This is a genomic window from Pseudoalteromonas sp. HL-AS1 (genome assembly GCF_031198785.1).
Taxonomy (GTDB): Bacteria; Pseudomonadota; Gammaproteobacteria; order Enterobacterales; family Alteromonadaceae; genus Pseudoalteromonas; species Pseudoalteromonas distincta.
Map to the genome: position 1 here is coordinate 3,370,945 of NZ_CP133569.1, position 12,785 is coordinate 3,383,729.

The 12,785-nt window shown below is 38.9% G+C and carries 7 protein-coding genes; 6 read left to right on the forward strand and 1 reads right to left on the reverse strand.

The window, feature by feature from the left end; genetic code table 11:
* Nucleotides 1-8: 8 nt before the first annotated feature.
* The 4 genes from RB214_RS15670 (at nucleotide 9) to RB214_RS15685 (ending at nucleotide 9,227) form a co-directional block, all read left to right on the forward strand.
* On the forward strand, nucleotides 9-2,339 hold the full coding sequence (locus RB214_RS15670; RefSeq protein ID WP_309167759.1) for a glycoside hydrolase family 2 TIM barrel-domain containing protein: 2,331 nt from the start codon (nucleotides 9-11) through the stop codon (nucleotides 2,337-2,339).
* A gap of 53 nt (nucleotides 2,340-2,392) precedes the next feature.
* Nucleotides 2,393-3,961, forward strand: coding sequence for a sodium/sugar symporter (locus RB214_RS15675; protein WP_309167760.1), 1,569 nt, complete (start codon nucleotides 2,393-2,395; stop codon nucleotides 3,959-3,961).
* A 5-nt stretch (nucleotides 3,962-3,966) separates the two neighbouring features.
* Complete coding sequence (locus tag RB214_RS15680; RefSeq protein ID WP_309167761.1) at nucleotides 3,967-6,603, forward strand: hypothetical protein; 2,637 nt, start codon at nucleotides 3,967-3,969, stop codon at nucleotides 6,601-6,603.
* A gap of 170 nt (nucleotides 6,604-6,773) precedes the next feature.
* Nucleotides 6,774-9,227: a glycoside hydrolase family 2 TIM barrel-domain containing protein gene (locus RB214_RS15685; RefSeq protein WP_309167762.1), complete on the forward strand. Its 2,454-nt coding sequence runs from the start codon at nucleotides 6,774-6,776 to the stop codon at nucleotides 9,225-9,227.
* 145 nt (nucleotides 9,228-9,372) lie between these two features.
* On the opposite strand, the gene RB214_RS15690 is transcribed toward RB214_RS15685, so the two are convergent.
* Complete coding sequence (locus tag RB214_RS15690) at nucleotides 9,373-10,380, reverse strand: LacI family DNA-binding transcriptional regulator (protein ID WP_309167763.1); 1,008 nt, start codon at nucleotides 10,378-10,380, stop codon at nucleotides 9,373-9,375.
* A gap of 191 nt (nucleotides 10,381-10,571) precedes the next feature.
* On the opposite strand from RB214_RS15690, the gene RB214_RS15695 reads away from it, so the two are divergent.
* Complete coding sequence (locus tag RB214_RS15695; protein ID WP_309167764.1) at nucleotides 10,572-11,615, forward strand: UDP-glucose--hexose-1-phosphate uridylyltransferase; 1,044 nt, start codon at nucleotides 10,572-10,574, stop codon at nucleotides 11,613-11,615.
* On the forward strand, nucleotides 11,615-12,760 hold the full coding sequence (gene galK / locus RB214_RS15700; RefSeq protein ID WP_309167765.1) for a galactokinase: 1,146 nt from the start codon (nucleotides 11,615-11,617) through the stop codon (nucleotides 12,758-12,760). The genes RB214_RS15695 and galK overlap by 1 nt, the downstream gene beginning before the upstream one ends.
* The last annotated feature ends 25 nt before the right edge of the window (nucleotides 12,761-12,785 follow it).

Sequence of the window (12,785 nt, forward strand, 5' to 3'; positions counted from 1 at the left end):
GGTGTCCAGTGTTAAGAGCACTATGTTTTATTTTATTATCATTCATTATTAGTTCATGTGGGGTTAAACAAACGCCATCAATTAATAAAGTAAATATAAACCAGAATTGGAAATTTAAAGTTGTAAAGGCGAATGTTGCTAACGATAGTTGGGAACAAGTTAGTTTACCGCATACACCAAAGATTGAGCCTATGGTTGTTAATGATCAGTGGCAAGGCGATGCAATATACGAAAAAACATTAGATATCTCGCCTACATGGAAAGATAAAAAAGTGTTTATTCGTTTTGAAGCGGCAATGAGCCATGCGCAAGTTTGGTTAAATGACACTAAATTAGGTGAGCATTTAGGTGGTTACCTGCCATTCACTTATGATTTAACTGACTTAATCAGTGAGACAAAACCGAATATTATAAAAGTAAAATTAAGTAATCTTGATAACCCAGTTATTGGTCCTAAACCGCTTAATAAATTAGACTTTAATACTTACGGTGGGTTATACAGAGACGTTAACTTATTAATTAAAGACCGTTTGTACATCACCGATGAAATGCATGCGAATAAAGTAGCAAGTGGTGGCATTTTTGTTACTTACCCAAAAGTAAGTGCTAAAACCTCAACCATTAATGTTAAAACCCATATTGCCAATGACTACAAACAGAGCAAAGATTTTACACTTAAGCAAAAAGTATATTTCAATAATGAATTAGTGGCTGAAACATCAGATGACAGTTTGTCACTACAAGCTAATGATAATCATCAATACAATCAAACATTGAATATAGAAAACGCTCATTTGTGGAGTCCTAATTCACCTAATCTATACCAACTAAGCACAGAGATTTATTTAGGTGATGAACTGATTGAGCAAAAGAATACTCGTATCGGTATTAGAAAATTTGAATTTAATGCAAAACATGAATTGTTGATCAATGGTGAGAAAACATTTTTACGAGGCGTAAACCGCCATCAAGAATATCCTCATGTTGGATACGCAACGTCTGCACAAGCCGATTACCGTGATGCGGTTAAAATAAAATCAGCCGGTTTTGATTATGTCCGTTTATCTCATTACCCTCATTCTAAAGCGTTTATGGATGCTGCCGATGAATTAGGCTTAGTATTAATTGATGCTATTTTGGGCTGGCAATATTATTTAGAAAACCCAGACTTTAAACAGCAAATCATTAACACCTGTCATGATCTTATCCGTCGTGATAGAAACCATGCCAGTGTATTAGCTTGGGAATGTTCATTAAACGAGTCTTGGATGCCAGAACCGTTTATTGCTGACTTACATCGTGCCGTTAAGTTAGAAGACCCTACCGGCTTCTCTGCCGGCTGGCAGCTTGGTTATGATTTATATTTGCAAGCCCGTCAACATAGACAAAAACATTATGAAGTCCCCACTCAACCTTACAATGTTTCAGAGTACGGTGACTGGGAATATTACGCACAAAATGCAGGCTTAAATCAAGACTCGTGGAGCGATTTAAAAGAAGAGGAACGTACTTCTCGTCAGTTATTAAGTGCAGGTGAAGCCCGTTTGTTACAACAAGCGAGAAACCTACAAGAAGCTCATAATGACAACTTAAGCTTTCCAGCTTTCGCTGATGGTTACTGGGTAATGTTTGATTATAACCGTGGTTATGCTGATGACTTAGAATCATCGGGGATCATGAGCTTATATCGTTTACCTAAATACAGTTATTACTTTTATCAAAGTCAACGTAGCCCTCAAATCAAGTCAGATAAGTTTGATTCTGGTCCTATGGTCTTTATTGCTAGCGAATGGAACGGTCACTCATCAAACAATGTGAGAGTGTTTAGTAATGCTGATGAAGTGGAACTTTGGTTAAATAACACATTGATCGCTAAACAAAAACCAACTCAAAACAAATTATCTAGCCATTTAACTCATCCTCCATTTGAATTTGCTATGCAGCAATTTAAACCGGGTCAATTAAAGGCAAAAGCATTTATAGATGGTGAATTAGTCGCTGAGCATAGTGTTACCACCGCTGGAGAACCAGCAGGCATAAAACTATCTATCGATATTAGTGGACAATTACCAGCGGTTGGTGTCAAAGATGTCGTCTTTGCTTATGCACAATTAGTGGATAACAAAGGAAACTTGGTTCATACCAATGGTGATGAAATTCATTTTAGCACCACAGGTGATATTGAGATTGTTTACTCAAGTGATTCACTTACCGAGCAAGGTAAAGCAGCCGTATTATTACGTATTGGCGAATCGTTAAAAGGCGGAACTATTCAAGCTAGCTCCAGCGCTTTGAACATAAAAAGTTCACCATTACAGATTGAGAATCTTTCAAATTAATAGAATAGAATAAGTAGTCAATTAAAAGCTACAACAATGAAGAAAGGATATGTATGACGTTAAATACAATTGATTTGGCAATATTTGCCATTTATGTGCTCGGTTTAATCGCTATAGCTTATTATGTTTCTCGTGAAAAAGTCGGTCATGATAAAAATACAGATGATTATTTCTTAGCTAGTAATAGCTTGCCTTGGTGGGCAATTGGAGCATCCTTAATTGCCGCTAATATTTCTGCTGAGCAAATCATAGGTATGTCTGGCTCTGGTTACGTAGTCGGTTTAGCTATTGCGTCTTATGAATGGATGTCGGCAATAACCTTGATCATTGTTGGTAAGTACTTTTTGCCTATTTTTATGAAACGTAAAATTTATACGATGCCACAGTTTTTACAGGAACGTTTTGATGGTCGCGTTAAAACGACCATGGCTATTTTTTGGTTAGCGGTTTATGTTTTTGTTAATTTAACTGCGGTTTTATGGTTAGGTGCGTTAGCGATTAATACCATCACTGGCCTAGACTTAACCATTTGTATGATTTTACTGGCGGTTTTATCACTAGCTTATTCATTGTATGGCGGGTTAAAAGCGGTTGCCTTTACCGATATTATTCAGGTTGTATTGCTGATAGCCGGTGGCTTATTCTTATCTTATATGTCGCTAAGTTTAATTGGTGATGGACAAGGATTATTGGCTGGATTTGATCGCTTAACTAGCGAATTACCTGAAAAGTTTGACATGATCTTATCAGCCGATAGCCCTCATTATGTCAACCTACCAGGTTTGTCAGTATTACTTGGTGGTTTGTGGGTCATGAACCTGTCTTATTGGGGATTCAATCAATACATTATCCAACGTACGCTTGCCGCTAAAGATTTAGCTGAAGCACAAAAAGGCATCGCCTTTGCTGCCTTTTTGAAATTGTTATTGCCTGTAATTGTTGTTTTACCGGGTATCGCAGCGGTACTTCTATTACCAGAGCTGTCAAAACCAGACCAAGCCTATCCTGAATTAATGAACTTAATGCCAACTGGTCTAAAAGGGTTGATCTTTGCAGCCTTAGTCGCTGCTATCTTGTCGAGCTTAGCGTCGATGACTAACAGTGTAGCGACTATCTTTACGATGGATTTATATAAGCCAATAAAATCAGATAAATCGCAGTCTCATTATGTGTTAGTTGGCCGTGTGGTAAGTGTAATCGCATTAATCATTGCATTATTGACTGCTAAACCGCTTCTAGGTGACTTTGATCAAGCATTTCAATATATCCAAGAATTTACTGGATTCTTCACACCAGGAATTGTTGTGTTGTTTTTATTAGGTATGTTTTGGAAAAGAACAACCGCCAATGCGGCACTTGCTGCCACAATAGGCTCTGCGGTGTTCTCAGTTGCAGCCAAAATACTCATACCTGAAGTGCCTTTCATGGACAGAGTAGGTTACGTCTTTTTAAGTTGTCTTGCGTTGGCGGTTGTCGTGACATTGATGCAAAAAGAGTCAAAAAATGCACATCCTAATGCAGTTCAATTAGACGATGTTAATTTCACCACGCAAAAGAGTTTCAATATATCTGCCTTATTGATCACGCTTATATTAATCGCATTTTATACAGTTTGGTGGTAATAAAAATGAGTAAAATACGAAGCATAATTACGGCGTTATTAACGCTTTCGATAGCAGCAAGCAATGTTCAAGCGCAGACTACTGAGAATGTAGTAGTAGAAAAAGGCGTACTTAAATGGGCATCTGGCGAACAGAAGGGCAAAGAGCTTGCTTTGTTTGGCGTTAATTATAGTGCGCCATTTGCTTACTCTTATCGTGCTCTGAATAAGCTTGGTATCGATCCTAAACAAGCAATTGATATGGATGTCGATCATATTGCTCGTTTAGGGTTAGACGCCTACCGTATCCATCTTTGGGATCGAGAGCTGACTGATAAAGCTGGTAACTTACAGAATAATCATCACTTAGAGTTATTTGATTATTTGCTGTTTAAACTAAGCCAAAAGAATATTAAAGTCATTCTGACACCACTTGCTTGGTGGGGAAGTGGTTATCCTGAACCTGATCCGCTAGAAACCGGTTTTGCCACTAATTATAGCAAAGCACAAATGAATGAAGTTGAGGCGGCTATTGCTGCCCAACACGTTTATTTAAAACAGTTAATGGCGCATACCAACCGTTATTCTGGGCAACGTTATGGACAAGATCCAAACATTGTGGCTCTGGAGTTGTTTAACGAACCTAAGCATCATCAATCACCTGAAAAAAGCATAAGCTATATTGAGGGATTAATTGATGTTATCCGTCAGCAACAGGTAACAAAACCGTTGTTTTATAACATTAGTGAACAAGGTAATGATCAACCTTATGCAAAAGCTTTATGTGAAAGTAAAATCGACGGTATCGCCTATCAATGGTATCCAACAGGATTAGTAAAAAATAGTGAAATATTGGCCAATATGTTACCTATGGTGGCAAGCTACACCAATGTATTTGCCTCTATTGCTAGTTGTAACAACAAAGCGAAAATGATCTATGAATTTGATGCTGCTGATGTCGGTCGCAGTGTTATGTATCCAGCCATGGCAAGAAGTTTTAGAGCCGCTGGTTTTCAATGGGCTACTCAGTTTTCTTATGATCCTGGGAATATTGCTCATACAAATTCAGAATACAATACTCACTATTTAAATTTACTCTACACTCCTAAAAAAGCCATTAGCTTAATGATAGCGGCACGTGCTTTTAAACAAGCGGAGCGAGGCGTTGAATCTAAGCCTTATCCAGAAAATAATCAATTTGGAGATGTTGAATTAAGTTATCAAGATGATTTGAGTTTATTTAATAATGACCGTTATTTTTATCACTCAAACACCACCACCAAAGCCCCGAAAAACCTTAAGAAATTGAAGCATATTGCAGGTGTTGGTAGCTCTCCAGTTGTTCAATATGAAGGTAATGGCGCTTACTTTTTAGATAAATTAACCGACGATATTTGGCAGTTAGAGGTGTACCCAGACGTACATCAATTACAAGACCCATACCAAAACTCTAGCTTACAAAGAGAAGTTAGACGCCTTTATATCAATCAACGTAAATTAACGGTAACGGTTGATGACTTAGCCGAAAGCTTTTATTTACAAGGTATTAATTTACATAATTCAACTCAAATCAAAGCCGATAATAACAGCGTGGTTATTACACCAGGTAAATACCTGATTGCCAATTCACAGCAGCAGCTGGAGCAGTTCATGGTTGCATCGGCAGTGGGCAACCAGAGTTCGAATAGTCCGAGTGAAAATATAACGGCTAAAAAAGTTTCAACCGATTACTTTTTACCTAATATTCAATCTCAAGATTTAACTTTATCGCATCAACCTCAAAGAGCGATAACGCTAGATGATGATTATCAGTTCGTTGTCGAACTTGGAACTAATCAAGCGGTTGATAATGTCGAATTATTGTTACGTTATCGCAATGACAGAAGCTTTACGGCTTTTGCAATGACCAAACAATCAGGTACAAAATACAGTGCTCCATTGCCTAAATCTTGGCAAAAGACAGGGCCAATGGAATATGCATTTGTTGTGACTTCTAACGGTGAAAAAACCACATTTCCAGGAGCCGTAAGCGGTACACCATTTGACTGGGATTTTGTCAAAGCAAGTGATTACTGGTCGTTTGAACTGCAACCTAAAGGTACTCCTTTGAGTTTGTTCGATGCGCAATTGGATCGTAATAATTTAATTTATCCTAAAAATGGCAAGGTAAGACAAGAGTACGTTAGTGGTCAAAATGGATTGGGCACGGTTTTAAAACTGGGCTTAGATAATCTAACCCAGAGCAACGATTTGTTAAAAACCACCTTGGCAGCGGATAGTCAGTTAATCGACAGAAATACCCGTGGACTAAATACGCTCGCAATAAAAATACGTTCGTTAACCAAACAAGAGCATATTAACTTTGCGCTGTTAGATAAAGACGGGTTGGCATTTGGCACTAAACTAAATGTAACCAATCAATGGCAGTATTTACTTGTGCCGTTATCTTCATTAACCTCCAGCGAGACCATGATGATCCAAGCCTATCCATCGTTTATGCCTAATTCAATTGCCCCACAGGGCAATGATGCTAAAACATTTGATAGTTCTATAAACTTAATACAAGGTTTGCAGATCTCATTTAACGTTAAAGCATATAACGACAAGGCAATGTCTAGTTGGCATGGTATCGAAATAGAGAACGTAAGTTTAATTAAACGCTAGAGTTTGACGTTTACTTAAGCTACTTATTTCAGGTTACTACAATTACGTAGTAACCTGACTAAATCTGGAGGAGACCCGGTTTGAGTTTTATAAAATTCAATTTATTCAGTATGTTACGTGTAATCTTATTGGTTTTATTTACCCATCTTATTTCCTTCTATTGCTATTCGATGGATGTTAATAGCAGTCCAGATATTAATTTAGATTGGCGCTTCCATCTTGGTGATGTGAAGCAAGGCTCTGACGTTAATTTAGATGTTACTAACTGGCAAAAAATTCAGTTACCTCATGACTGGTCAATTAAAGATATTGGCTCAAGCAATAGCCCATTCGATAAAAACTCAATCGATCAATACGACACCGGTTATACCAAAGGTGGCATTGCCTGGTATCGAAAAGAAATTGAGCTAAATAGCCAATTAAATACCGAGCTAAAAGATAGCGTGGCTATCCTTGAGTTTGGTGGTATTTACATGAATTCAGAAGTCTATGTAAATGGCGCATTGGTTGGCGGCCAACATTATGGATATACATCCTTCTGGATTGATATTACCAACCATCTGAAATTTGGTCAGACCAATACGATTGCGGTGAAAGTGAATAATAACCACTTAAATAGCCGTTGGTATTCAGGCTCTGGGATATATCGCCCTGTGTCACTTTCATTTAAACCCGCTACTCATATAAAGCATTGGGGCACGTTTGTTACTACACCGGTAATAACTGATGAGTTTGCCAGTATTAACGTGGATACCTCAATTGTAAGTAAAAGTATTGTTAGTAAAACCAATGTAAGCAAAACCAATAAAAAGATATCGTTGACGCAAGAGGTGTTAGATCAACAAGGTAATGTTGTTGCTCAGCAACGTAATAGTAATGTCAGTTTGACTGCCACAAGCTCGGATAGTCCTAAAAATAGCTCTAACAGCACCAACGGCTCTGTTGGAAAAACCGGGCACGTTAACACCACTATCACATTACCGCGGCCAACATTATGGTCAGGCTCATCACCGTATTTATACAAATTAAAACAAACTCTTGTTGTGGATGGTGTTCAGACCGATGTCACCGAAACGGAGTTTGGCATTAGACAGTTATCGTTTGATGCCAAAAATGGCTTTACTCTAAATGGTCAACCTCTGTTGTTAAAAGGGTTAAACATTCACCATGATAATTATTTATTAGGCTCTGTGGCTTATAAACGAGCAGAGGAACGTAAAGTAGAAAGAATATTAGCTGCTGGATTTAATGCGGTGCGTACTGCCCACAATCCGCCCTCAGTGGCATTTTTAAATGCGGCTGACCGTTTAGGATTGTTAGTGATCAATGAAATATTCGACGCTTGGAATTATTCTAAATTTGATCATAAAAACGATTATGCATCTCGGTTTAAGCAAGATTGGCAACAAGATGTCAGTAACTTTATAAAGCGAGACCGAAATCACCCTAGCGTCATCATGTGGAGTTTAGGCAACGAGATCCCCGAACAGAATGAAGCATTAGGCGTTAATACTGCATCAATGCTTAAAGCACATGTTCTGTCTTTAGACAGTAGCCGGGAAATAACCGTCGGTGCTAATACTGCGGGAGAAAAGGCGGATCCATATTTAAATGTGTTTGATGTTGTAGGTTATAACTATCAAGAAAAAAACTATAAAAGCGAGCATAAACGTTTTCCTGCACGAGTAATGTATGGGTCTGAAACTTACTCCAATCTTGCATTTGAGTATTGGCAATATGTCGAAGACTTGCCTTATGTCATCGGTGATTTTGTTTGGACTGGGTGGGATTATATTGGTGAAGCATCGATTGGCTGGACCGGCTATGCCCCTGAGTGGAAAAACTTAGCTCCCTATCCTTGGACATTAGCTTACACTGGCGAAATTGATGCATTAGGCTTTAAACGTCCAGCGGCTTATTACCGAGATGTACTTTGGCACACCGGAAAGAACAAAATATCTGCATTTGTGCAAAGTCCAAATCCATCATTAAGCCCGGAACAAGACCCGTCGTGGTATTTGTATTGGGTCAGTCCAGATATTCATCCAAGTTGGACATGGCCAGAAGCAAAAGGGAAAAACCTAGATGTTGTGGTTTATTCAGTATTTGAGGAAGTTGAATTATTCATTAACGGTAAAAGTTACGGTCGCCAAATAACCTCACCAGAGACTAAATTTATGACCACGTTTACTGTGCCTTATATTGAGGGCACGTTAAAAGTGGTTGGCTACAATGCTGGGGTTGCCGAAGATCAATGGTTATTAAATACGGCAGGTAAACCCGCTGAGATAAGACTGGTTTCCCAGCGCAAGTCACTGTCGGCTGATGGGCAAGATATAGCTTATGTTACCGCAGAGCTTTATGACGCTGAGGGGCATCGAGTTTATCATTGGGATCAAGATGTGGCGGTAGAATTTAATGTGTCAGGTACTGGAAAACTATTAGCTGTGGGTAATGCAAACCCAAGATCGGTAGAAAGTTTTACAAGCAATAGTAGACAAACATTTCGGGGTCGCGTTGTGGCCGTTGTGCAATCTAACAACCGCGTTATAGGTGATATTACCGTTACGGCCAAAGCCAAAGGTATAACCTCTAATAAGATCACGTTTAAGACTCGTAATTAATAAAAGAATAAGTAGAAAACCACTAGCTAAGAAAATCAGTAGCTAAAAAAGCTAATGCTAATACCAAAGTAGTTTTGACGACAAATACAGGTCTAACACACTGATAATATCCGTGAAAGACATTACCAGTGCTTTGAAGATTAACTTAGCTTTTTAATCCGGTGGATTCGCGTTTTACTAATCTAGGTATGTATTTAAAGCCTTTTTTAAGTTGCTCTGCTGATATATTGGTGACTTTTTTTAATGCTAGTTGAGCTGCAAATTCCGCCATTTCTTCAACAGGGTAGTGCAAGGTGGTTAGTTTTGGTCGAGAGTAGCGGGACAATAATACGTCATCGAAACCAATCACTGATATATCATTTGGCACTTTAAAGCCGTTATCTTCAAGGGTACAGATCGCACCAATGGCCATTGCATCGTTGTACACAAAAATAGCATCAAAACTTGAATCACTCGATAACAATTTCTGTGTCGCTATTTCACCACCTTGTAACGTTGGTTTTTCTTGTACAGTATGGTGCGGTAACAATGAAGAGCCAGATTCCGCAATTTCCTGCTGAAATCCTTTGAAGCGTAATGCGGGATCATCGATTGCGTAGTGACTTGAAATACAGGCAAATTTTGTATGTCCTAGAGACATTAAATGCCTTGCTGCAATTTTTCCACCTTCTTCATTATCAAGCCAAACACACTTCTGGGCTATTTGCTCGATAAACCGATCAATTAATACGAAGCCCGGTACGTTGTTGGCTAATTCGATCAGTTCCTGATCCGGCAGTTTTTTACTATGGATAACGATAGACTCACAACGTCGTTCTAACAGTAGATTTATCGCCTGTCGTTCAGACTCTTCACTGACCATACCGGTACTCAGTAGAAGCTGCATATTATTTTGGCGAGCGACTTTATCCACACCATTAGCGAGAGAGGCAAAAAAAGGGTCGGTTAAATCTGGGATCACTACACCTAATGTTGTACTTTTTTGGGTCACTAATGCTCTGGCATTTTCGTTTGGGCGATAGCCCAATTTTGCCATAATAGACAGCACTTTATTTTTGGTTTTTTCGCTTACTTTAGGGCCATTGTTTACCACTCGTGAGACAGTGGCGATTGAAACGCCAGCTTCCTTTGCTACATCTTTTATGGTTGACATAAATAATTTTCGTATAGAATTTTGTCTGATATTACATGGTATTTCCTATGGTTAAAAGTCAAAACGTTTACATATCTTATTTCTGTGTATTTCCTTTTAAAATTATTACGTTTCAAAGTGTAAAATTATACTTGTAGATTAAAATGTAAACGTTTACACTTTACTTATTGAATTTAATTAGGTAACTAATCATGAGCACAGCTTTCGACCCAACAGAACACCCTCATCGTCGATATAATCCGTTAATTAATGAATGGGTGTTAGTGTCACCACATCGAGCTAAACGTCCTTGGCAGGGGCAAGTAGAAGCGCTGGATGAAAAACAAAATCCAGCCTACGACAGCAGTTGCTTTTTATGCTCTGGCAATACCAGAATCAATGGTGAAGTAAATCCTGAGTATGATAGTACTTTTGTATTTCAGAATGACTTTGCCGCTTTAAAATCAGACACACCGGTTGTTAGTACAGGCGATCCGTTATTTAAAATGCAAACCGAGCAAGGTGAAAGTCGAGTTATTTGTTTCTCTCCAGATCACAGTAAAACCTTACCTCAGTTAAGTGTTGAAGAAATTACTAGGGTAGTTCAAACATGGCAAGAGCAATGCCAGCAAATCGGCAAAACCTATAACTGGGTACAGGTATTTGAAAATAAAGGCGCGGTAATGGGGTGTTCAAATCCGCACCCTCATGGCCAAATTTGGGCACAACAACAACTGCCGACATTGGTACAAAAAAAGCAAAACGCTCAAGCAGCATATTTAGCAGAGCACGGAACAAACCTGTTAGAAGATTACACACAACGTGAGTTTGATTCAGAAGAACGTACCGTGGTAAGTAATGAAGATTGGTTAGTGGTAGTTCCATATTGGGCAGCATGGCCTTTTGAAACACTACTATTACCACGCTTTCCTATCCAAAGAATGACGGACTTAACCGCGCAACAACAAGTTACCTTGGCGGATATTATTCAGCAGATCACCATTCGATATGACAACTTGTTTAATACTTCTTTTCCATATTCTATGGGTTGGCATGGCGCGCCTTATGATGGTGAAGATCATAAAGAGTGGACATTGCACGCGAGCTTTTTCCCGCCATTGTTACGTTCAGCGACGGTACGTAAATTCATGGTTGGTTATGAAATGATGGCGGAAGCTCAAAGAGACCTTACCGCCGAACAAGCGGCTCAAAGATTAAGAGATGCATCGTCAGTACATTATAAAGGGCAAAAATAATGAGCCAGTTTGATTTAGTTAGCGAAAAGTATATTAACCATTTTGGCACTAAGCCGAGCTTATTAACCCATGGTCCTGGCCGAGTAAATTTGATTGGCGATCATACTGACTACAATGATGGCTTTGTTTTACCGGCAGCGATAAATTTTGGTACTGACATCGCGGCGAGCAAACGAGATGATAAGATTATTCGTGTATTAGCGGTAGATTGTAATAATGAAACCGTTGAGTTTTCGTTAGATAATATCGAATTTAATAACGAAAAAATGTGGGTTAATTACATTGGCGGCACCTTACAAGCATTAACTAAACAGTACACAGACATTGTAGGTGCCGATTTAGTCGTTACAGGTAACGTGCCACAAGGCGCGGGGTTAAGCTCGTCGGCAAGCTTTGAAATTGCCATATTAAAAACATTTGCTCAATTAAATGACATTGATCTTGGTGGTGTGCAGGCGGCATTATTGGGCCAGCAGGCTGAGAATAACTTTGTCGGCTGTAACTGCGGGATTATGGATCAACTGATTTCGGCGTTGGGCAAAAAAAATAATGTGATGTTATTAGACTGTCGAACCTTAACTTACCAACATGCACCTATTCCAAATTCAATGGCGCTGCTAATCGTTAATTCAAATGTGAAACGAGGCTTGGTTGATAGTGAATACAATACCAGACGTCAACAATGTGAAGAAGTTGCTCGTTATTTTAATCAGCCAGCCCTAAGAGATGTCACTCTAGAGCAATTGTTATCGGCACAAGATAAACTAGCTCCAGACCTAGTGAGACGTGCAAAACATGTGATCACAGAAAATGCTCGTACAGAATCCGCATTAATCGCTTTACAAAACAATGATATGATAAAGATGAGTGAGTTAATGGCTGAGTCGCATATATCGTTAAAAGATGACTTTGCGGTGACCACTCCAGAGATGGATTATCTGGTAGAACTAATTGGTTCTGAGTTAGGTAATAAAGGCGGAGTCCGTATGACTGGCGGCGGTTTTGGTGGTTGTGTGGTGGCGTTGACACCTAAAGATTTAGTTGATGATATAAAACTAAAAATCTCACAAAACTACCAGCAAAAAACCGGTCTAAAAGAACATATTTATGTCTGTGTTGCATCGGATGGCGCATTTAATCGTTAGGGCAAAAGTATTCCGTACATTGTGG

Excerpts from the sequence above, each read along its gene's own strand:
- RB214_RS15675 (WP_309167760.1), top strand. The coding sequence starts at position 2,393 with ATGACGTTAAATACAATTGATTTGGCAATATTTGCCATTTATGTGCTC.
- RB214_RS15680 (WP_309167761.1), top strand. The coding sequence starts at position 3,967 with ATGAGTAAAATACGAAGCATAATTACGGCGTTATTAACGCTTTCGATA.
- RB214_RS15685 (WP_309167762.1), top strand. The coding sequence starts at position 6,774 with ATGGATGTTAATAGCAGTCCAGATATTAATTTAGATTGGCGCTTCCAT.
- RB214_RS15690 (WP_309167763.1), bottom strand. The coding sequence starts at position 10,380 with ATGTCAACCATAAAAGATGTAGCAAAGGAAGCTGGCGTTTCAATCGCC.
- RB214_RS15695 (WP_309167764.1), top strand. The coding sequence starts at position 10,572 with ATGAGCACAGCTTTCGACCCAACAGAACACCCTCATCGTCGATATAAT.
- galK (WP_309167765.1), top strand. The coding sequence starts at position 11,615 with ATGAGCCAGTTTGATTTAGTTAGCGAAAAGTATATTAACCATTTTGGC.